The organism is Kosakonia sp. H7A (genome assembly GCF_003028445.1).
In the GTDB taxonomy this organism is placed as follows: Bacteria; Pseudomonadota; Gammaproteobacteria; order Enterobacterales; family Enterobacteriaceae; genus Kosakonia; species Kosakonia radicincitans.
In genome coordinates this window covers 119,344-140,327 of sequence record NZ_PYTZ01000001.1, presented here as the reverse complement: position 1 = coordinate 140,327, position 20,984 = coordinate 119,344, and the positions used below count along the sequence as shown (strand labels likewise).

Sequence of the window (20,984 nt, the reverse complement as noted above, 5' to 3'; positions counted from 1 at the left end):
AGGAAGAAACGGATGAATCTTATCGTTAAGCACGAAGTGACTGAGCAGGACCAGAGCGAGCTGTTTGCCGGGCTACGGCGTTACAATCAGCAGTTTGTTAATCTCAGCGAGTGGTCGCATCTGGCAGTCTATTTCCGCGACGACAGCGGTGTCATGCAGGGGGGCGTGATTGCCCGCCAGGAAGGGGAATGGCTCAATATTCATTATCTCTGGGTGCATGAATCGCAGCGCGGCAACGGGCTGGGGCGCGATCTGTTGCTGCGGGCCATGCAGGAAGCGCTGGCGCTCGGCTGTCGCCACGCGCTGGTCGATACCTTCAGCTTTCAGGCGTTGCCCTTCTACCAAAAACTGGGGTTTGAGGAGCAGATGACGCTGGCGGATTTCCCGCATAAAGGGATGCAGCGTCATTACCTGACCAAAGATTTACTGGCCTGATGTCAACCCGCCAGATCTTGCAAATTCTCAGGTGCGGTTCCGCTGGAGTATGCCGAAAGCTGGCCAAACAGCGGATCCCACTGCGCGATCTCCAGCGACGCAATTAGCCCCTCGCGGGAAAAGGGATCGGCTTCCACCATCGCTTTCACTTCGCTGATGTCGCGGGCGCGAAACAGGATAAAACCGCTGCGCAACGCCGCGCCTTTTATCGGCCCGGAGGCGATGATTTTCCCCGCGTTGATAAGCCCTTTCAGGTACAGCACATGCTCACGGACATGCGTATCCCACCCGCTGCCGTCCGGGTGTGACATAGTGACGGTATAAACATTCATTCAATGATGTTCCTCTCTGCTCAGTGAAAATCGAGTGTAGTCATCCCTCATGGTATTTAAAATGGGCTGGTAATGGCTTCAGAAACAACCAGGAGTAGTGAATGCTGGATAAAATCACCGGAATGCGCGTTTTTGTTAGCGTGGTGAAAAAAGGATCCTTTGCCGCGGCGGCACAGGCGTTAACCCTCTCTCCGCAAATGGTGGCGCGCCACATTGCGGCGCTGGAGCAACACCTGGCGACGCGGCTGTTAAACCGCACGACGCGTAAACAGAGCATAACCCCTACCGGGCAGGACTATTTCTACCGCTGCGTAGCCATACTGGATGCGCTGGACGAGGCCGAGCGGGCCGCGCGCGGGACGGCGCTGCTCCCCTCCGGCACGCTCAGGCTGAACGCTCCCGTCACTTTTGGCCGCTACGCGCTGGCCTCGTTTCTGACGGCGTTTCTGCAACGTTACACGCAACTCCGCGTGGAGCTGACGCTGACGGATGCGCTGATCGATCCGTTGGAACATGGCATTGATGCCGTGATCCGCATTGGAGAACTGGCGCCTTCCCTGCGGCTGGTGGCCAAACCGCTTTCACCCTACCGCCTGATTGCCTGCGCCTCGCCGCGCTATCTGGAAAAACAGGGCACGCCGCAACATCCCGACGAACTACAACAACACAACTGCCTGGGTTTTACGCCCTGGCTGCACGACAACGCCTTCCACTGGCCTTTTACTCATGGTGATGATCGGGGGGGCGTTCAGGTCAGCGGTTCGTTAACGATCAATGACTGGGGCGCGATGCTGGAGGCCGCGCTGTGCGGCGGCGGCGTGCTGCTCGGCTACGAGTTGGCATTATCTGAACCGCTGCGCCGCGGTGAACTTGTCCGTTTACTGCCGGAGTATGCGTTTCCGCAAAAAGCCATGCATCTGCTGTATGACCCGCGCCGCGCAGGCGAAACCCGTTTACGGGTGCTAATTGATGAGCTGTGCGCCCGCTTTCCCTGAGCCGCTCGGGAAAACGCCCTCCGGAGTGAGGAAAACCAGCGGCGCGCAATTATTCGCAGTAGTAGCAGTGATTACGGGGCTGCGGTGGTATATGAACCGGTCACATGGGTAACACTTTCTGATTTAATCGGCCCTGATTATACGATGGTTTCGTCTGGCATCCGTTTATGCCTTTTGTAGCATCGCTTCGTTGGCCGCTACCGCACGGTTACGCCCCTGCACTTTCGCCTGATAGAGCGCCTTATCCGCGCCCTCTTTCAGCCGCTGCGCTTCGTCGGTGTTCAGTTCGGCGGTGATGCTGTAACACCCGGCGCTGATGGTCAGCGTGCCGTGCGTGCCGCCGGTTTGCTCATGCGGTATTTGGGCACCGCGTACGATGTTAACCGCCTGGCGTGCGACGAAAAGCGCCGCTTCCGGGCCGGTATCCGGCAGAATAATGGCGAATTCTTCACCGCCGTAGCGGGCAATCAGATCGCGCGTGTTCAACTGCAGTTTATGCAGAATTTCACCCACCGCCCGCAGGCAGTTATCGCCAGCAACATGGCCGTAATAGTCGTTATAGTGCTTGAAATAATCGATATCGATCATGATAAGTGATACCGGTTTTTGCTTCAGCGCAGAGGCTTTCAGGCTTTTTGCTAAAAAGAGATCAAACTGCCGACGGTTGGCCAGGCCGGTCAGCCCGTCTGCCAGCGCCATCAGTTGCAGCGTGTGGTTGATGCTGGTCAGTTCATCACGCAGTTCGGCAAGTTCGTTCTGGTTGCGAACGTTCATGCGTACCTGGCGGAAAATAATCGCTCCCATCAGCAGCGTACCCAGCAGCAGCATAATATTCAGCACCAGATCCGGTAGGCTCTCTTTCACCCAGTTCGCCCACAGCGCCGGTTTGTCATAGCCTGCGGCCACCACCAGTGGATAGCGCTCCAGCCGCGCAAATCCGTAAATGCGCTCAACATGGTCCAGCGCGGAAACCCAGGTGCCGTTGCCGCGATCTTTTTTCTCCAGTTCCTGCGTAAACAGCGGGCTGGCAGAGAGGTTACGGTTAATCACATCATCCGCAAACGGGCGCACATACAGGGTGTTGCCGTCGGTATTTAACAGCGCCAGCAGATCGCGGTTTTGCAGCTCAAAATAGCTATAAAAATGACGGAAATAGTCGAGTTTCACCGTTGCCAACAGTACGCCGGTAAAGCCGCCAGCGCTGTCACTGATGCGTAAAGAAACCGGGATCACCAGATCGCCGGTCGAACGGCTGCGGATCACATGCCCGATATGAATACTGCCGTGGCCGTTACGCCGATGATAGATAAAGTATTCGCGGTCACTGTTGTTGGACTGTGCCGGAATTTTGCCAAACGACGTGGCGATCATATTGCCCTGCGGATCGTAGACCATGAGTCCATGCAGTTGTGGAATATGTTGCTGGAGTTCTGACAGATAGTTATTGAACTGATGGTTATTGATGTCGCTGAGGCCCGTGGCGGGCAGATTACGCCGGATATCCCGCAGGGCCGTTTCTGCCTGCAGAAATGTGTCTTCAGCCTGGCGCGCCTGCGAAACCGATAAGTTAATGGCTTCGCGTTCGGCATCCGCCACTTCCTTTTGCCATGAGCGGGTCAGTGTCCATGCGCTGGTTGCGATACCCGCCACCAGCAGCGCAACCATACAGAATGTAATACTACGTCCCAGGGAAGAGTTGAGCGCCAGCCCACGTGCGACCCGTTTCCTGAAATTCATCGTCTCCCCTTCATCACGTCTCCCGATCTGTAATTAATCATAGAAGCACGATGATTTATAAACCAAATAACTCAGACTTTTTTGCGGCTCGTCAGCGATGGAGAAATGCGTTGAGGCCAGTTGATGGGGGAAACGCCATTGAGTACCGGGCGGGCAAACAGGAATCCCTGGAAGCGCTGAACGCCTACCGCTTCCAGCCAGCACCACTCTTCGATTTTTTCGACGCCTTCAGCCACCACGGTGATTTGCAGTTCGGCGCAGCAATCGAGAATGGCTTTCACAATCGCCTGCTTCGGGCCGTGCAGATGAATGTCGGTGACAATGGTGCGGTCGATTTTGAGTTTGTCGGGCTGGAATTTGGCCAGCAGCGACAGCCCGGCAAAACCGGAACCAAAATCATCGATCGCCAGGCCGATTCCGGCGGCGCGAAGCTGGCGAATGGCCCAGGTGAACTCTTCGTAGCCGGAAATCACCTCATCTTCCGTCACTTCAACGATGATTTGCCCTGGATTGAGATGATTGCGGGTGATGTGGTTGAGCAGAATGTCCACCGCGCCGGGAATTTTCACCAGCGACATCGGTAACAAATTAATGGCCACTTTGTGGTTGCCAATTCCCAGGCGGCTGGCCATTGCCAGCGCCCAGCCTTTGGAGGCGAGATCCGCTTCATGCAGCTTGTTGGGCGCAATGGTGGCGAAATACTCCTGCGGGCTGCCGCCGTTCGGACCGCGGATCAGCGCTTCCAGCGAAGAGATATTGCCGCGTAGCGGTTCAATGATCGGCTGGAAGGCGAACTGACACGGCTGGCCTTCAGTAATCGGCGCGCTGGCGTTGGCGAACGGTGGGCTTTTAATGGTGAAAGACCACTGCTCCGGCTCGGTATTGCGTATCCCGCCATTGCTCTTCGGCGAGGCGATAAAATTGCGGATAAATTTGTAAACCCGATCATTGCTCGCCAATTGATACTTCAGCGTGCCAAAACGCAGAATCGCGCGCAGAACGGCGGGCGCTGTCATCGAGCAGAGATCAAACAGCATCATGCCGCGATCGACGAACCGGCGGCGCGGCGCATAATCACGCAATAATTCAACCACATTGCTATGGCGGGTATCACGGTTTATGCGCTCATAGACCACATTCACTGCGGTCAGCGGCCCTTCAAGAACCTGTAAGAAATGATCGCCATCGAACAGTAAAATCCCCGTGACCTGCAACTGTGAATTGCGCAGATTTGCTCGCTCGACAATTGCAGTCAGTTGAGAGGGATCTAATGTGTGATTCAGGCGGCTACGGTAAATCAAAGTCGCTAACACGAGAAGCTACCCTCAGAATGCCTGGAAAAAAACGATTAGATGATGCAATCGCGCGATCTTAGCAAGATTGAAAGCATTCAGTTCGTTGATTAAGGGGCATTCTGTTAGCGTTCTCGCTGGCTTAAAATGGTGAGTCGGGCACGATAACCGTTACGAATGTGTTGACAAGCCGCTTCCTGTGCGGCAAGGCGGTCCCGGCGCGCCAGCGCATCAACAATCGCCTGATGCTCGCGCTTTGCCTCTTCGGCCCGCTCTTTTAGCTCGTAGGTGGTGCCGCGCAACAGCGACAGATGGATGCGCAAATTATCCAGCATTTCGTTCAGATAGGGATTGTGCGTGGCGCGGTAAATCTGGCGGTGGAACATTCGGTTATGATCGTGCAGCGCTTTGCTGTCGGTAAGCGTCGCTTCTTTGTTGATCATCTCCTGCAACAGCGCAATCTCTTCCTCCGACGCGGCGGCAACCGCCAGATCCATTGCCAGACGTTCCAGCCCTTCGCGCACATCAAACAACTGGCGAAGACGTTCATAGCTGATATGCGCAATGATCAGCCCGCGTTGCGGACCGGGTTCGGCAAGACCCAGCGTTTCCAGCCGGTGCAGCGCTTCACGGATGGGCGTACGGCTCAGGCCAAACTGCTCCGCCAGCCGCGTTTCCTGCAAACGTTCTCCGGGTTGCAGTTCCCCTGCCTCAATGGCGGAAAGCAATATTTCAAAAGGCGTCAAGCCCGCGTCGCGACCCGTCGATTTCACGTTTTTAGCTCCGTTTAACTGTTCTTTATTGGCCTTAATTAAGGCTGTGCACCCTGCCGTAGCATCTTGCCACAGGAAAGGTAACGCTTTTGCTTTTTTTGTTCTGAGCTTATCCATAAATTATCTTTTGACGTTTATCTGATGGCTGCTATGTTTAATTTATATTCATTGTATACAAATGAATTCAATAAAAGACAAAACGAATTTCTGACATTTTTATTTGTAAGCCAATACCAGGGAAATCTTGTTTCACAATGACAAATAATGCAGATGTTGAACTAACCCGCGGAAAACAGTTAAGCCATTTTATTAGCCATGCTAACCAACTCAGTGTGCCGCCAGCCGTGCGACATGAAGCTAAACGCGCACTGATCGATTTTCTTGGCGTCGCGCTCGGCGCCGTTAATGATGATGCGGTTAATGCAGTTCGCAAGGTGGCGAAAACATGGAATGCTTCCGGCGAATCGCGCATTTTCCTTTCCGGTACAACCACTCCCGCGCTTGCCGCACTGATTAACGCCACCATGGCGCATGCCGCCGATTACGACGATACCCACCCTGCTGGCGCAGGTCATCCAGGCGGCCCTTGCTGGTCTACTGCGCTGGCGATGGCGCAGGCATATCCGCTGGATGAAGAGCAGGTGCTGCTGGCATTTATTACGGGCTTTGAAGTGATGGCGAAACTTGGCGGCGGTTGGGTGCCTGGTGTCGGGCGTAATCTGCAGCGCCGTGGTTTTCATCCCACTTCCGTGGTCGGACGCGCCGGTGCCGCGGCCGTTGCTGCGGTAATTTTGCAGCTTTCACCAGAGCAGGTATGCAATGCGCTCGGCGCGGCAGCCACCATGATGGGCGGTTTGCAGAAATCGTCTGGTACGCACGGCAAACCTTTCCACGCCGGTAAAGCGGCAATGGATGGCATTCTCGCAGCGCAACTGGCGGCTGAAGATTTTGTCGCTGCACACCATTTTTATGAAGCGGATGGTTGGGTAAAAATCTTTATCCAGGACGGCAGCGCCGAGATCCCTCCCCTCGACTTCGGCGAAAGCTGGGAACTGCTGACCAATGGCTACAAGCTGTACGCCAGTTGTCGCGGCACGCATGCCTCCATCGAAACGGCGCGCAAAATTTATCCGCAATTACAGGGGCGGAAAATCACCCGTATCACTGCGAAAGTCCACCCGATGGGGATGGTGAATGCCGGGATCATGAATCCCCGCACGCCGCTGGAAAGTAAATTTAGTATTCCACACTGCATCACACTTGCCCTGAGTGGTTATGCGCTGACCGACACCGATTTCACCCAGACCACGGTTGACGATCCCCGCCCGCGCGCCCTGCTGCCGCTGCTGGAGATTGAGGCGGTGGACGGGCAATCCGCCAGCTCGGCATTTATTGATGTCTGGCTGGATGACGGTTCGGTTATCCACGCACATACTGATGTTTATCGCGGACATGCGCAAAACCCGCTGAGCGATGAAGAGCTACGCGCCAAGTTTGACGCTCTGACTATCCCCGTCCTCGGTGCAGCACGTAGCGCTGCCCTGTATGACGCTGCCGCACATTTTGAGCGCCCGGGTTCTCTGGCGCTGATCACCGGACTGCTGGCCGGCGATAACTGATTCATTTTTGGTACAGGACATTATCATGACCATTGCCCGACAACTTGCCGGTAATTTGCTGGCGTTCTCCCGGCAGGCTTTCCCGCAGGCGGCGTATGCCCAGGCACGCACCGCGATTATTGACACGCTCGGCGTGACGCTGGCCGGTGGCGTTCAGGAAGGCGCTGTAAAATTGCGCAGCGTTATTGTTCCGGGTGCCGCCAGCGGCAATAGCCGCGTATTCGGCACCGACCTGAAACTGAACGCGCTGGATGCCGCGCTGCTGAACGGCGTCTCTTCTCATCTGCTCGATTTTGATGATTCTAATTCATGGCTGCACGGCCATATTTCCGTGGCGGTTTTGCCTGCGCTGCTGGCGCTGGCGGATGAACGGGATCTGAATGGCGATGCGGTGCTGCGCGCCTATATTACGGGCTATGAAACGGCGGTACGCATGGGCAAGGCAGTCAGCCCTTTTCAGTATCGTCACGGCTGGCACCCGACGACCACGGTCGGGGTATTTGCAGGCGTTGCCGCCTGTGCGGTGATCCTCGCGCTGAATGAAGAGCAGACTGCTACCGCGCTGTCGATTACCGCGTCGCTGGCCAGTGGCATCAAATCCAATTTTGGCAGTGAAACCAAAGCGCTGGCGGTAGGTCAGGCGGCACGCAGCGCAGTCATGGCCTGCAAACTGGCACAAAGCGGTTTTACCGCCGGGCAGCGCGCATTTGAACAACACCAGGGTTACTTCCATGTTTACAACGGGGTGGAGAATGTGGATTCGCTACCGCTGACCGAAAGCTGGAATGAAACGCCCTTTATTCTCGATACCGTGAAAAGCAATAATTACAAATACCTCCCCTGCTGCTACGCTATTTTATCACCGCTTGATGGTGTGCTGGCATTACGCGAAGAGACCGGCCTGCAACCGCACGAGGTTGAGCGGATCGCCGTGCAGGTTCACCCGATTCGTTTTCCGCATATCAATATTCCTGAGCCGGTCAATCCGCTGGCCGGAAAGTTCAGCCTGCACTACTGCGTGGCGCGGGCGTTTGTTACCGGTTCGCTGACGCTGGATGATTTTATTGATGATGCGCTGTTCGCCGATCCGGCCACGCAAACGTTAATGCGCAAAGTGACGCTGGAGCGTCATGATGAAGAGATCACCCATAGCGCGTTTGTGACGCTTACCACCACCGACGGGCGTGAGTTTATACGGCGTGTCGCCGGAGCGCGGGGTTCCAGTCCGGCTATTCCGCTCCCGGATAATTTGATTGAACAGAAGTTTCTTGACTGCGCCAGCCGCGTGTTGTCGAAAGAAGCCGCGCAGGCGCTCTATCAACGCCTGCTGCACGATGATTTCCGCTAACGGGACGCAAAATGGGCCTGACGTTAATTCCACCCGAGATCACACCGATGTTTGCGGCAGTGATGGTATTTTGCAGTTTCCTCACCTCGGCGCTGACAGCGGCAATGGGATTGGGTGGCGGTACGGCCCTGCTGGCGATCATGGGGCTGGGCATGCCGGTCAGCAGCCTGATGCCGGTGCATGGTTTAGTGCAACTCGGTTCAAACCTGAGCCGGACCCTGATCCAGCGCCTGCATGTCGTGTGGCCGCTGGTGCTGTGGTTTCTGCTTGGTTGCGCCGTCGGCATTGCCGTTGGCGCGCCGGTGGCCGCGGTGATCCCGGACAGCGTTGCGCGCATTGCGCTGGGGCTGTTTATTCTCTGGTCGGTGTTGCGCAAACGTGGCGAACAAAAACCGCTCAGCCGTCCGTTTTTCATCATCGGCGGTGGGATCAGTAGTCTGGGCACGATGATCGTTGGCGCAACCGGGCCAATGGTGGCCGGGCTTATCAGCTCGCAAGGGTTGAAACGCCAGCCGCTGATCGCCACCCATGCAACCTGTATGGTATTGCAACACGGGCTGAAAATTCTGGCATTCGGGGTGATGGGATTTGCCTGGGCCAACTGGTTACCCGTGCTGACGGCGATGATTATCAGCGGCGCGCTTGGTACCTGGCTGGGAACGCGGGTACTGGATAATGTGCCGGAGCGGCTGTTCCGCATTTTGTTCCGCCTGACCATGATCCTGCTGAGTGCGCAGTTGCTGTGGCAAGGTGTACAGCGCTGGTAATAATGCCTTCGGTCGCGTGTGAATATGCTTTACTAAATTCGTTCTTTGCTAAATGCGCTATGGATGGCGAACATAGGTATACAAACGGACACGCGAGTAAAACTAGTAATAAATACAGTTAATTAATCGGATAGCCACTTTTAAAAAGGATAGCCCATGCTGAAAAGAACCCATCTTGCTGCGTCAGTTCTGTTGCTGGCGCTGGGCAGTTTGTTGATGCCTGCTCAGGCGGAAAATGCCCCTGTTACAAATGGCGATACCCTGAAGAAAATCAAAGCCCGTGGTGAACTGGTTTGCGGTGTTCACCCTGCCCGCCACGGTTTTGCCGCCATCAACAGCAAAGGTCAGTGGGAAGGCCTGGATGTTGATTTCTGCCGCGCGCTGGCATCGGCGGTATTTGGCGATCCGTCAAAAGTACGTTTCACCCCGCTGTCGACGGCGCAACGCTTTATGGCGCTGCAATCCGGCGAAGTGGACGTGCTGTCGCGTAATACGACGGCGACATTAACCAATGACGTTGCGCTGGGCATCAGCTTCGCGCCACCTAACTTTTATACCGGTACCGGTTTTATGGTGCGCGCCAATAGCGGCGTGAAGAAAATTGAAGATCTCGACGGCGCAACCGTTTGTGTCACGCCGAGCAGCACCGAGCGTAACGTGGCGCAGATTTTCGGTTCGCGCAATTTGCACTACACCCCGGTGGTTATCGAGAACAATAAAGAGTATGTGGCGGCCTATCTTTCCGGGCGCTGTGACGTGATTGCCCGCGATAAAGTGGCGCTGCCGGGTATTCTGGCATTTGATACTGACAAGCCGCAGGATCACGTGATCCTGCCGGGGATGTACTCAAAAGAGCCGCTGGCGATGGCGGTGCGTAAAGGCGACAGCCAGTGGTACGACATTGTGAAATGGGTGGTTTACGCCACCTTTGATGCCGAAGAGATGGACGTCAACCAGGGCAACGTTGACGAAAAACTGAAGTCCACCGATCCGGATGTCCAGGCACTGCTGGGCGTGACCGGCGGTTTTGGTCAGAAACTCGGCCTCGATGACAAATGGGTGTACAACATCGTCAAACAGGTGGGCAACTATGGTGATATCTACAACCGTCATTTTGGCCCCAACAGCCCCGAACCGCTGGCTCGTGATTTAAATAATCAGTGGAACAAAGGCGGCTTGCTTTACGGTCTGCCGATCCGCTAACCGCAAGGCTGTCCTCATCCGGGGGCAGCCCCTTTCACCCCGCTAAGAACAACGTTTAATGATGAAACAGTCTGACAACTCCGGTGCTACGGTGATGGCGTCTGCCACCACGCAACCGGCCGCCGCGTTTCGCCTTTTCACCTTTTTCGGCGGCAAAACCGTACGTAGCTGGTGCTATCAGCTGCTGCTGGCGCTGCTGTTAACGGGTTTTAGCTACTGGCTCTACAGCAATGTGGTGGCGAACCTGCATGCGCAGCGCATTGCGACCGGTTTTGGTTTTTTGCATCAGAGCGCGCAGTTCGCCATTGGCGAAACACTGATTAACTACACGCCGCAGGACAGTTACGCCCGCGCACTTGCCGTCGGCCTGCTTAATACCCTGTATGTGACGCTGTGCGGCATTGTGCTGGCAACCGTGCTGGGGTTTATCGTCGGCATTGGCCGCGTCTCGAAAAACTGGCTGCTGGTGAAAATCTCGGTCACCTACGTTGAAATGTTGCGTAACGTGCCGGTGATTTTGCATGTGATTTTCTGGTCGATGGTGATCCGCAACCTGCCCGCACCGCGTGACGCGATTGCGCTGCCGGGCGGTTTTTTAACCAATCGTGGATTAACCTTTACCGTGCCGGCCGCTCACAGTGGCTGGCTGTGGGCTTTTGTTGCACTGCTGGTGGCCTGTGCGCTCAGTTTGCTGCTTTCGCTGGTGGCGCGCCGCTGGCGTGAGCGCCACGGCAAAATGCTGCCCACCGGGCGCATTCGGCTGGCGCTGATTATCGGCCTGCCATTACTGGCTTGGTGGTTGTGCGGCGCACCGCATGAACTGAATCGCCCGGCGCTGCGCGGTTTCAATTTCCGCGGCGGGTTTAATATCACCCCGGAGTTTACTGCCCTGCTGCTTGGCATTGCACTCTACTCATCTTCCTATATCGCCGAGATCGTTCGCGCAGGCATTCAGTCTGTACCGAAAGGCCAACTGGAAGCGGCGCGCGCCCTGTCGTTTTCGCCGTGGCACGTGATGCGTCATGTGGTGATCCCGCAGGCGATGCGGGTGATGGTGCCGCCGCTGGCGAGCAAGTATGTCAGCCTGGCGAAGAACAGCTCGATTGCCGTGGTTATCGGCTATCCGGAACTGGCGAATATCAGCAACACCATGATGAGCCAGACCGGCCAGGCGCTGGAGGCGATCGCCATTATGATGGTGGTCTATCTCATCATCAGCGGAACGACCTCACTGCTGATGAACCTGTTTAACCGCTACGTCGCCATTAAAGAGCGCTAAGGAACCGTTATGCAAAATACCGTGGTTTTCTGGCTGCGCCGTAATCTGTTCAGCAGTGTTGCGCAGACGGTACTGACCTTGCTGCTGTTAACCGTAATAGGGCTGGTCGCTTCAACGCTGATCCGCTGGGGCATTATCGACGCCGTTGGTTTTCATGGCACGGCAGAACAGTGTCGGGCCGCCACCGGTGCCTGCTGGGCAGTGATTGGCGAAAAGTATCGCCCGATCCTGTTTGGTCTCTATCCCTATGATGAGCAGTGGCGTGCAGCGCTGGCGATGCTGGTGTGGTTTATCACCATTGGTTTATCGCTCTCGCCGATGTGCTGGCACTCGCGCTTATTGTGGCCGCTGTGGCTGGTGTCGATTGCGCTGATGTCGGTGTTGATGAGCGGCGGTCTCTTCGGGCTGAAAGCGGTGCCTTCTTCTGACTGGGGTGGCTTGCCGCTCACCCTGCTGCTCTTTTCCGGTACGGTGATCATTGGTATGCCGGTTTCGGTAATTCTCGCGCTCGGACGTCGTTCACCGCTGCCGTTTCTGCGCGGCCTGTCGGTCATTTTTATTGAAGGTCTGCGCGGTGTGCCGCTGATCACCATTCTGTTTGTCGCGGTGAATGTGTTCCCGCTGTTTTTACCGGCGGGAATGGAGGTTAATAAACTGCTGCGCGTGATTATTGGTATCGCACTGTTCTTTGCCTGTTACCAGGCGGAAGTGATCCGTGGCGGTTTACAGGCAGTGCCGCGCGGTCAGTATGAAGCCGCTGCCGTGCTGAATCTGGGGTACTGGCACACCACCACGAAAATCGTGCTGCCGCAGGCGCTGCGTATCTGCCTGCCAGCGGTGACCAACCATATTATTGCGGCAATGAAAAACTCGTCGTTTGTCATCATCATTGGGTTGTTCGATGTGCTGACTGCCACTACTGCTGCGATGCAGGATCCGCAGTGGCGTCGCTACTACATCGAAACCTATGTGTTCATTGCCAGTCTCTATTTAGTGTTTGGCTTTTTGCTTTCCCGTTATGCCGTGTGGGTAGAAAAACGCATTGATGCCAGCCGTAATCCTGAAGGAGTTTCCTGATGCAAGCCACTTCGCCCGCGCAAGACGCGATTATTCAATTAACCGATGTCAGTAAATGGTACGGGAAATTTCAGGTGCTGGATGAGGTGTCGCTCAGCGTGAAAAAAGGGGAACGCGTGGTGATCTGCGGCCCTTCCGGCTCCGGTAAATCAACGCTGATCCGCTGCATCAACCGGCTGGAAGAACATCAGAAAGGCCAGATTCTGGTGAACGGCATCGAAATGAACGACAACGTACGCAATATCAGCCGTATCCGTCTGAGCATTGGCATGCTGTTTCAGCAGTTTAATCTGTTTCCGCACTTAAGCGTGCTGGATAACCTGATTATCGGGCCGACGCTGGTGCGCAAGATGAGCCGCGCGCAGGCAACGGAACTGGCGATGCATTATCTGGAAAAAGTGCAGATTGCCAATCAGGCGCATAAGTTCCCGCTGCAACTCTCCGGCGGCCAGCAACAGCGCGTGGCTATCGCCCGCGCGCTCTGCATGCAACCGGAGATTATGCTGTTTGATGAACCCACTTCGGCGCTCGATCCAGAGATGATCAAAGAAGTGCTGGATGTGATGCTCGATCTCGCTGAGAGCGGCATGACGATGATTGTGGTGACCCATGAGATGGGGTTTGCCCGTACCGTTGCGGATAACGTGGTGCTGATGGCCGACGGGCGCATTGTCGAATCCGCTCCGCCAGAAACCTTTTTTACCCAGCCTGCGCATCCACGTACCCGCCAGTTTCTCGACCAAATCCTTAGCCATTAATTATTGCGCGGCGATACTTACGCCGCGCAGTATCCCCATTCCCATATTCTCGCCTGCCCAATACCCCTGCAAAATATAATGTTTTTTTGACTGTTGTTGAGGCAATATTTAATCGATGCTGCTGTTTTACTGATATTTGGCTGCGCAAAAATGTAAACACATTAGCCTGCTATGTTAATGTTTCTATTTTTCGTCGCTTAATTTTTAGGCTTTTATGCATGGCTGGCTGGTAATTTAGCTTAAGGATTTACTTATGGCTGGTGAATTTTCATTTCATCATTTTTCTTTCGCAAAATCATAACAATATTTATCAACAGAACTGTAAGCCTGACTTAAAAAATATTTATCACAGCTACTTTCCGTCAGCCTCAGGTTTGTGGAAAATGCATCGGTAATAACAACAAATCGACTGGCCGGTAAATTATAAAAAAAGCCATTACCGCGTCAGCAATACTTTTTGATCGCGGTATATTGTGGGGAATATTCATGAAGCGTAACACTCCTGTTACACAGAAAGAGTTTTTGCTTAACGATGGCACGACACTGTTGTCGACGACTAACACACACAGTCATATTACTTATGCTAACTCCGCTTTTATTGATGCCAGCGGATATAGCGAAGATAAACTTATGGGTGAGGCGCATAATATAATTCGTCACCCTGATATGCCGCCTGCGGCATTTAGCGATATGTGGTTCACCATTCAGCAGGGAGACAGCTGGACCGGGATTGTTAAAAACCGCCGTCTCAACGGCGATCACTACTGGGTTCGCGCCAACGTCACCCCGGTATATCAGCAAGGGCAGCTTACGGGTTATATCTCGGTGCGAAATATCCCAACCCGTGAAGAAATTGACGCCAGCGCTGAGCTTTATCAGCAGGCGAATGAAAACAAGCTCCGCGGACATCGTTTTTATAAAGGTCTGCTTGTTCGCCGGGGTTTATTTTCTTTTTTCTCGATCTTCCAGCGAATCAGTGTTTCAAAACGCATAAATGTTGGCACAATTATTACTGCTGCCCTGCTTGTTGCGCTGCAATTTGTTCCTTTCGATGCCGCAGAAAAAGCCGGAAGTGCAATTATTATATTAGGTTTGCTGTCAGTTTTTTTGCACAGCCAAATATCTCGTCCACTGAAAATTGTGCTGGAACAAATGCAGAAAGTGGTTTCCGGACGCCAGAGTGATTATGTGCGCTTTAATCGTGTGGATGAAATTGGCTTATTGATGCGTCTGGTTAACCAGGCCGGGTTAAATCTCAGTTCACTGGTGGGCGATGTATCGACGCAAATCAACGGCATCCGTGTGATTAGCGGGCGCATTTCCAGCGAAGGCGAATCCCTGCAGCGCCGCACGGAAGAAACCTCCGGCGAACTGCATCAGACCGCCGCCGCGGTAGAAGAGATCGCCAGTGCTGTGCGCCAGACCGCGGAAACCGCTGCCGAAGCGATGGGCAGAGCGGATGAAGCCAGCGTCAGCGCGATGGAAAGCGGTAATGTGATGAAAAAAACTATCGGCATGATGCAGTCTGTTTCTGCGGACAACAGCAAAATCGTCGATATCATTAGCGTCATCGACAGTATCGCCTTTCAGACCAATATCCTGGCGCTGAATGCGGCGGTGGAAGCGGCGCGCGCCGGGGAGTCCGGTCGTGGCTTTGCCGTGGTTGCCGCAGAAGTCCGTAATCTGGCGCAACACTCGGCCTCTGCCGCGCGCGAGATCCAGACGCTGATCGAACATAACGTGGCGAACGTGAAAAGCGGTGTTGAGATGGTTGCCAATACGGAAACGCATCTGACAGCGATGATTGACAGCGTGATTAACATGTCCACGATGATCAAAGAGATTAGCACCGCGACCAACGAACAGACGCAGGCGCTGGAGCTGATTAACCAGTCTGTTTCCCGTATCGGGACAATGACCCACAACAACACGTCGATGGTGGAACAGGTGACCAGCGCAGCGGAAGATCTTTCGGAACGTGCTGCCCGCCTGCATCGCGCGGTACATGTGTTCGGCGGTAGCTGATCAACACATGCTATAGTCGCTGCGGGCATTTTTGCGCAAAAGGCGAAGCATGATGTTACTCAGAGCGGTACTGATTTTTATCCTGACGGCGGCCACCTGTGCCGCCGCTTCTCTGCATCCTCCCGCCGGATTTATGCAGCCGCCGGAACAAAAGTCTTCAGGCGATAAAGCGGTAAAGTGCCCGGATGTCCCCACTCCGTTTACCGGCGTGCTCGATTTTCCCAGTAAATATGCAGGTTCCGACAGCGCCCGCGCCACGCTCAATCCGCAGGCCGATGCGGCGTTTCGCCAGCAGACGCAGCCCATCACCGATATGGAGCGCTATATCAGCCGTCAGGTCACCGCCTGGGCGCACAGCGGCAATGCGCAACATGTTGCCTGCGCGGTGGCTGCGCTGGATCAATGGGCCAGCGCGGGCGCGTTAACGGAACGCGCCAATAATCATACCGGCAGGTCAATGCGCAAATGGGCGCTGGCCACCTTCTCCTCCGCCTGGTTGCAACTGGAATACGCGCCACAGCGTCCGCTTAACGCTTACCCGGCACAGCAGAAAAATATTCAACGCTGGCTGGGGAGCCTGGGGGATTTGGCCGTGAAGGAGTGGCATGATTTGCCGCTGGATAAGGTAAACAACCATAGTTACTGGGCGGCCTGGGCGATCATCACCACTGCCGTGGTAACGCAACGACAGGATCTGTTCACTGCCGCGCTGGATATCTATCACACCGCCATGCAACAGGTGGATGACGAGGGCTTTTTACCCAATGAGTTGCGCCGCCGCCAGCGCGCCCTTTCCTATCATAATTACGCGCTGCAACCGCTGGTGATGATCGCTCTGTTTGTGCGGGCGAACGGCGTTGATGCGCTGGCAGAAAATCACGGCGCATTAAAACGCCTCGGCGTGCGGGTTATTGGCGGTCTGGATGATGCCAGCGCATTTATGCAACGTACTGGCGCAACGCAGGATATGGCGTTTTTGCAACATCCGACGAATCTGGCCTGGCTGGAAGCCTGGTGCTCGCTGTACGTCTGTGACAGTGCGCTGAAACAGCGCCTGGCCAGTTTGCGTCCGTGGCAAAATACGCGTCTGGGCGGCGACCTGAGCCGTCTGGCCGGTGCCGCCAGATCCGGGTGAATCAATTATTGCTCATTTCCGGCAATCGCCAGGTAATCCGTATAGAGTTGCGGCGCGCCGGAGAAGGAGGCCATCGTGCGCCATTCGTCATACATGCGTTCTGTATCCTGGTGCGCTTTTACAAAGGTCAGCGCTTTTTCCGTGGAAACATCGAGCTCCGGATGAAATGAATTCAGCGAGTCGAGGCTTTCGATTTCCAGCATCACCGCATATTGCTCCTGGCGGTTGCCGCCCTGACCTTTCAGCAGATGAAACTTCCAGCCGGGATAATCTTCAACGCGGTGAATGTTATCGATAATAAATTGTTCAAACATGTGCGGTTTTACGCCAGCACGTAAGGCCAGATGATGAATGCCCACTACGCGCGAGCGCGGTCGTTGCCCGGCGACAACCTGATAATTTGCCCCTTCCGCCAGTGAACTGTTGGTGTTCTCGGCGAGTAACGAATAGGTGGTGAAAAGGGTCGGTAGTTCCGCGAAAGTGGCGTAGGTTTTCCACTCAGCAATCAACGCCAGCGCCTGTGGATGCTGTTGCCAGAAATTTTGCGCCTCTGCCGTTTGTTCGCCACTCTCTGCAATATAACGGGCATAGAACTGCGAATTTGGGGCTTCGTACAGCATCAGATACTGGTTTTCTCGCTCTCCGCGCAACCCTTTCAGTAGCGTCCAGCGCCATCCCGGATACGCGGGGATCTGCACGCCGCGCTGGCGGACAAACTCTTCAAAATCAGCCTCAGTAACCCCTTTCTTTAAATTCAGGCCGATGTAATGCAGGCTAAAAATAGCCTGAGATGCAGTGTTCATAAAGACTCCTTTCTTTCAGTGTTATCAATAAATTACCGTGTGATGGCGCGCGCAAGCAGGCTTACCGCGAACAGGATCGCCACCCCGGCGCTAAACACGGTGACCAGGCTGGTATGCTGCGCAAAGAGGCCAATTAACGCCGGGCCGCTTAACAGCCCGGCATAGCCAAACAGTGTCACCGCGGGCAGCGCAAAGTGCGATGGCACCGGCTGATTACCCGCGATCGAGAAGAGAATGGGCACGATATTCGCCAGGCCCACGCCCACCAGCGCAAACCCAGCAAGGGAAATAGCTGCGCTATCAACCGAGACTACCAGCAGCAGCCCTGCGGCGGCGCTTATCGCGCTGGCAATCAGCATTCTCAGATGGCCATAGCGACTAATCAGGCGATCGCCGAACAGCCTCGCCAGCGCAACGGCGATGGAATAAAGCGTGAAACCAAACCCTGCCTGGTGCGTTGCCAGCCGCCGTTCGCTGTGGAGAAAAACCGCAGACCAGTCGAGCATCGCGCCTTCGATCATAAAGATAAAAAAACAGACGATGGCGATAAGCCGCAGACCCGGTTGCGCCAGCGCCTGGCAAGTGCCGCCTGCCGCGCCCCTCTGCTGCGGGCGTTTTGCCAGCAGATGACCCGATACCGTGAAGACGATAATCGCCATCGCGAACGCCACCAGAACGCTGGCATAGCGTGGCGGCACATTTGCCCACAGCAGCAGGCTGATACTTCCGGCACCGGCAATGCAGCCGAAACTAAAAAAGCTGTGAAATCCGGCCATTCGCGCCTGCCCGGCTTCGCGCTCAACCACAACGGCCTGGCTGTTCATTGATACATCCAGCAGGCCATTTGCTGCACCGAAAAGCAGTAAAACCCCGCCCATAACAGCGGGGGAAGTGTCAGACAGCAGCAGCGACAGGCAGACGCACAGCAGCAACGCGCAGGACAGGATCAACACCCGGCAGCCAACGCGGTGAATCAGGCGACCGCTAAATGGCATCGCCAGCATCGATCCTGCGGCCACACAAATCAGCAGCAAACCGAGCGCGCCATCGTCAAGCTGAAGCCCGCGCTTGACCAACGGAATCAGCGGCGCCCAGGCCGACACGCCCAAACCGGCAACCAGGAAAATTGCTCGCGTCGAGCGTTGTTGACGCCGATTATCCGTCGGAAAAGCTCCAGAGAAATGACGCGTCATGGCTCAGATTCCCCTGTTATCTTCGGCGGGCTGACTTTCAGCAACCGCCAGGTAATCGGTGTAGATCTGCGGCGAGCCGGAAAACGAAGCGAGTTGTTTCCACTCTTCGTACATCTGCTTGGTATCCCGGTGCGCCCTGGCAAAAATGGCCGCTTCATCGGTGGCGATATCGGGTTACGGGTAGAACTGATCCAGCGCCGCCAGGCTGGCAATCTCCATCATCACCACATATTGATCGAGCCGGTTACCGCGTTCACCTTTCAGCAAACGAAACTTCCAGTCCGGGTAGTCCTCTATGCGGTGGTGATTCTCGGCGATGAAGGTCTCGAAGGCCTGGGCTTCAACATCCGGACGCAGCGCCAGATTGTGGATGCCAATGACCCGTGCCTCCGGCTCTTCACCGGGACGCTCCCGATAGCGCGGGCCGTCGGTGACGGTGCTTTTTTTATTTTCTGCCAGCAGACGATAATCGGTGTAGATCGTCGGTAGCGCGCTAAATGTTCCCAGACGCTGCCATTCACGCAGGATCTCTTGCGCCTGCGGACGATCGCGCCAGAATTGGCGCGCCTGCGGCGTGAGATTACCGTCTGCGCGCTGATAGCGATCGCGACATTCCGCGCTTTCAATTTCGTACAGCATCATAAATTGCCCGGTACGCTCACCGCGTAAACCGCGCAGCAAGGTCCAGCGCCACCCCGGATAACAGGGGATCTTGCACCCTTTTTCGCGAACAAACGCCTCAAACTGCGCATTGGTAACGCCAGCTTCGGTATCGATCGCAATGTAATAGAGGCTAAAAACTGGTGTCGATACGTCCGTGCTTGTCACTGGTGATTTCCTGATGTCGCCGGAAGAGAATTGGGTGTTGATGAGCGCTTCAACCAGCGTCACACCGTTTGGCGTGAGCGTGACGACATCATCGTGCACGGTGAACAGGGTTTTTGGGGCTAACGTCTTCAGCGCGCGGCAGATAAACGGGTTACTGAAAAAGCTACGCCCGTCAAAGCGTTTTCTGAATTCGTAATTGCATACCGGACGTAAGGTCGACAGCGCCATTTTGAAGGCATTCACTTCACGCTGAAGCGGAGAAAAGCCGTGGCAGCTGTCGATGGGCAGTTGCCCTTCGTCGAGCGCGGCCTTGTAGCGCCGGTAGTCCGTGATATTAATGGCTTCCGCCAGCGAACATTTGGAGCTGCCGCCGAGACCAATGGCCACTTCCGGGTACTGCTTATCCAGATCGGTAATCAGCCCCTTCCATTTTTCTGCGGGCTGCGTGTTGCGGTGGAAATACATGGTGGGATGCTCGCGATAATCCGCTGCGAGGTAGCGTTCAATCAGTTCCCGCATCTGGTACTGCTTGCCCAGCCCCGGAAAAGCCTGGCTGTTAGCCCCCTTTTTCTGCCATAAACTTTGCCGCTGCCCGGAGACGCCAGTGCGTCGCTGCATAAACTCTGCGAGGTGCAGTTTGGTGCAGACGACATGAGAAATCGCCAGCTCACGGCATTTTTCCATGTCATATTTCACATCATCAACGCTTTGCCCCGGCAGACCGTAGATCAGGTCGATGCTGATCCAGTCAAATCCCACTTCGCGCGCGTTAGCGATGGTTTGTTCGCAGGTTTCGGCCGTATGTCTGCGCCCGCAGGCAGCGATGATGTCATCATTGAACGACTGAACGCCGAAACTGATTTTGCTGAACCCCAGCGTTTTAAGCATCTCCAGATAGGGTCTGGTCAGCGTTGCCGGTTCGCCTTCAAAACGCAGCGTGGCGGCAGAAAGATTGAAATGCTGCCGGTAAAACGCCATCAGACGCTGTAGCTCCGCTGCCGGTAACAGCGATGGTGTGCCGCCGAAAATGTTAAATTCCCCCACTTCCGCCCCGGCAAGCGTCGGCACCTTATCAAGCCACAGCGTGGCTTCCTTGATGTTGTAATCCACCAGTTGACGAAAAACCGCCTGCGAGGGTGCGCTCTGCGGATTGAGGATAATGGTCGGAAACTGGCAGAAATGGCAGCGGTAGCGGCAGGTCGGGATCGACACCCAGAGGTGGATCTGCTTCGCCTGTGCAATGTCGTGCGCCATGTCCTGGAAATAGGTTTCCAGTGGGTAGCCTTTAATGTCGCCAGGAAAGACATGGCAGCCGAAGGGATCGCGGTAAACATATTCGAGTATGTCGCGGTTTTCGGGCGAAGCGAGAAAATCGTACACCTGCG

At 55.2% G+C, this 20,984-nt stretch carries 17 protein-coding genes and 2 pseudogenes; 11 read left to right on the top strand and 8 right to left on the bottom strand.

Features of this window, described 5'->3' with window-relative positions; translation table 11 throughout:
• The first annotated feature begins 12 nt into the window (after positions 1-12).
• Complete coding sequence (locus CWM66_RS00640; RefSeq protein WP_007375057.1) at positions 13-435, top strand: GNAT family N-acetyltransferase; 423 nt, start codon at positions 13-15, stop codon at positions 433-435.
• A gap of 2 nt (positions 436-437) precedes the next feature.
• Here CWM66_RS00640 and CWM66_RS00635 read toward each other — a convergent pair whose 3' ends face one another.
• Positions 438-767: a YciI family protein gene (locus CWM66_RS00635; RefSeq protein ID WP_007375058.1), complete on the bottom strand. Its 330-nt coding sequence runs from the start codon at positions 765-767 to the stop codon at positions 438-440.
• 101 nt (positions 768-868) lie between these two features.
• Here CWM66_RS00635 and CWM66_RS00630 point away from each other — a divergent pair, with 101 nt between their 5' ends.
• On the top strand, positions 869-1,762 hold the full coding sequence (locus tag CWM66_RS00630) for a LysR substrate-binding domain-containing protein (protein ID WP_007375059.1): 894 nt from the start codon (positions 869-871) through the stop codon (positions 1,760-1,762).
• 165 nt (positions 1,763-1,927) lie between these two features.
• Here CWM66_RS00630 and CWM66_RS00625 read toward each other — a convergent pair whose 3' ends face one another.
• From CWM66_RS00625 to CWM66_RS00615, 3 genes are all read right to left on the bottom strand, one after another.
• On the bottom strand, positions 1,928-3,499 hold the full coding sequence (locus tag CWM66_RS00625; protein ID WP_072438822.1) for a GGDEF domain-containing protein: 1,572 nt from the start codon (positions 3,497-3,499) through the stop codon (positions 1,928-1,930).
• Positions 3,500-3,570: 71 nt separating this feature from the next.
• Positions 3,571-4,812, bottom strand: a complete 1,242-nt coding sequence (locus tag CWM66_RS00620; RefSeq protein ID WP_035885714.1) for a diguanylate phosphodiesterase — start codon at positions 4,810-4,812, stop codon at positions 3,571-3,573.
• Positions 4,813-4,916: 104 nt separating this feature from the next.
• Positions 4,917-5,564 carry a GntR family transcriptional regulator gene (locus CWM66_RS00615; RefSeq protein WP_007375062.1) on the bottom strand — a complete coding sequence of 216 codons (648 nt, stop codon included), beginning with the start codon at positions 5,562-5,564 and terminating at the stop codon, positions 4,917-4,919.
• A gap of 254 nt (positions 5,565-5,818) precedes the next feature.
• On the opposite strand from CWM66_RS00615, the gene CWM66_RS00610 reads away from it, so the two are divergent.
• The 9 genes from CWM66_RS00610 to CWM66_RS00570 all read left to right on the top strand — a co-directional run bounded on the left by CWM66_RS00610 (position 5,819) and on the right by CWM66_RS00570 (position 16,775).
• Positions 5,819-7,183, top strand: coding sequence for an MmgE/PrpD family protein (locus CWM66_RS00610; protein WP_107146121.1), 1,365 nt, complete (start codon positions 5,819-5,821; stop codon positions 7,181-7,183).
• Positions 7,184-7,208: 25 nt separating this feature from the next.
• A complete protein-coding gene (locus CWM66_RS00605) occupies positions 7,209-8,531 on the top strand; it encodes an MmgE/PrpD family protein (RefSeq protein WP_107146120.1) in 1,323 nt (440 codons plus the stop codon).
• An 11-nt stretch (positions 8,532-8,542) separates the two neighbouring features.
• A complete protein-coding gene (locus tag CWM66_RS00600) occupies positions 8,543-9,298 on the top strand; it encodes a sulfite exporter TauE/SafE family protein (RefSeq protein ID WP_007375065.1) in 756 nt (251 codons plus the stop codon).
• 156 nt (positions 9,299-9,454) lie between these two features.
• Positions 9,455-10,501 carry an amino acid ABC transporter substrate-binding protein gene (locus CWM66_RS00595; protein ID WP_007375066.1) on the top strand — a complete coding sequence of 349 codons (1,047 nt, stop codon included), beginning with the start codon at positions 9,455-9,457 and terminating at the stop codon, positions 10,499-10,501.
• Between the two features lie 58 nt (positions 10,502-10,559).
• A complete protein-coding gene (locus CWM66_RS00590) occupies positions 10,560-11,780 on the top strand; it encodes an amino acid ABC transporter permease (protein WP_007375067.1) in 1,221 nt (406 codons plus the stop codon).
• Between the two features lie 9 nt (positions 11,781-11,789).
• Positions 11,790-12,857 carry an amino acid ABC transporter permease gene (locus CWM66_RS00585; RefSeq protein ID WP_007375068.1) on the top strand — a complete coding sequence of 356 codons (1,068 nt, stop codon included), beginning with the start codon at positions 11,790-11,792 and terminating at the stop codon, positions 12,855-12,857.
• On the top strand, positions 12,857-13,615 hold the full coding sequence (locus CWM66_RS00580) for an amino acid ABC transporter ATP-binding protein (protein WP_107146119.1): 759 nt from the start codon (positions 12,857-12,859) through the stop codon (positions 13,613-13,615). The genes CWM66_RS00585 and CWM66_RS00580 overlap by 1 nt, the downstream gene beginning before the upstream one ends.
• 486 nt (positions 13,616-14,101) lie before the next feature.
• Positions 14,102-15,640 carry a PAS domain-containing methyl-accepting chemotaxis protein gene (locus tag CWM66_RS00575; protein WP_107146118.1) on the top strand — a complete coding sequence of 513 codons (1,539 nt, stop codon included), beginning with the start codon at positions 14,102-14,104 and terminating at the stop codon, positions 15,638-15,640.
• Positions 15,641-15,689: 49 nt separating this feature from the next.
• Complete coding sequence (locus CWM66_RS00570; protein WP_107146117.1) at positions 15,690-16,775, top strand: mannuronate-specific alginate lyase; 1,086 nt, start codon at positions 15,690-15,692, stop codon at positions 16,773-16,775.
• Between the two features lie 5 nt (positions 16,776-16,780).
• Here CWM66_RS00570 and CWM66_RS00565 read toward each other — a convergent pair whose 3' ends face one another.
• The 4 genes and pseudogenes from CWM66_RS00565 to CWM66_RS29175 form a co-directional block, all read right to left on the bottom strand.
• Complete coding sequence (locus tag CWM66_RS00565) at positions 16,781-17,578, bottom strand: hypothetical protein (protein ID WP_079517916.1); 798 nt, start codon at positions 17,576-17,578, stop codon at positions 16,781-16,783.
• Positions 17,579-17,610: 32 nt separating this feature from the next.
• Positions 17,611-18,771, bottom strand: a complete 1,161-nt coding sequence (locus tag CWM66_RS00560) for an MFS transporter (protein ID WP_107146116.1) — start codon at positions 18,769-18,771, stop codon at positions 17,611-17,613.
• Between the two features lie 3 nt (positions 18,772-18,774).
• Positions 18,775-19,599 (bottom strand): annotated as a pseudogene (locus CWM66_RS00555) (hypothetical protein).
• Between the two features lie 738 nt (positions 19,600-20,337).
• Positions 20,338-20,853, bottom strand: a pseudogene (locus CWM66_RS29175) (radical SAM protein); the annotation flags it as partial.
• Positions 20,854-20,984: the final 131 nt, after the last annotated feature.

Bases quoted from the DNA above. Each gene is read 5' to 3' on its own strand.
- CWM66_RS00640 (WP_007375057.1), top strand. From the start codon at position 13: ATGAATCTTATCGTTAAGCACGAAGTGACTGAGCAGGACCAGAGCGAG.
- CWM66_RS00595 (WP_007375066.1), top strand. From the start codon at position 9,455: ATGCTGAAAAGAACCCATCTTGCTGCGTCAGTTCTGTTGCTGGCGCTG.
- CWM66_RS00585 (WP_007375068.1), top strand. From the start codon at position 11,790: ATGCAAAATACCGTGGTTTTCTGGCTGCGCCGTAATCTGTTCAGCAGT.
- CWM66_RS00600 (WP_007375065.1), top strand. From the start codon at position 8,543: ATGGGCCTGACGTTAATTCCACCCGAGATCACACCGATGTTTGCGGCA.
- CWM66_RS00565 (WP_079517916.1), bottom strand. From the start codon at position 17,578: ATGAACACTGCATCTCAGGCTATTTTTAGCCTGCATTACATCGGCCTG.
- CWM66_RS00605 (WP_107146120.1), top strand. From the start codon at position 7,209: ATGACCATTGCCCGACAACTTGCCGGTAATTTGCTGGCGTTCTCCCGG.
- CWM66_RS00575 (WP_107146118.1), top strand. From the start codon at position 14,102: ATGAAGCGTAACACTCCTGTTACACAGAAAGAGTTTTTGCTTAACGAT.
- CWM66_RS00610 (WP_107146121.1), top strand. From the start codon at position 5,819: ATGACAAATAATGCAGATGTTGAACTAACCCGCGGAAAACAGTTAAGC.
- CWM66_RS00590 (WP_007375067.1), top strand. From the start codon at position 10,560: ATGATGAAACAGTCTGACAACTCCGGTGCTACGGTGATGGCGTCTGCC.
- CWM66_RS00560 (WP_107146116.1), bottom strand. From the start codon at position 18,771: ATGACGCGTCATTTCTCTGGAGCTTTTCCGACGGATAATCGGCGTCAA.
- CWM66_RS00635 (WP_007375058.1), bottom strand. From the start codon at position 767: ATGAATGTTTATACCGTCACTATGTCACACCCGGACGGCAGCGGGTGG.
- CWM66_RS00625 (WP_072438822.1), bottom strand. From the start codon at position 3,499: ATGAATTTCAGGAAACGGGTCGCACGTGGGCTGGCGCTCAACTCTTCC.
- CWM66_RS00630 (WP_007375059.1), top strand. From the start codon at position 869: ATGCTGGATAAAATCACCGGAATGCGCGTTTTTGTTAGCGTGGTGAAA.
- CWM66_RS00570 (WP_107146117.1), top strand. From the start codon at position 15,690: ATGATGTTACTCAGAGCGGTACTGATTTTTATCCTGACGGCGGCCACC.
- CWM66_RS00580 (WP_107146119.1), top strand. From the start codon at position 12,857: ATGCAAGCCACTTCGCCCGCGCAAGACGCGATTATTCAATTAACCGAT.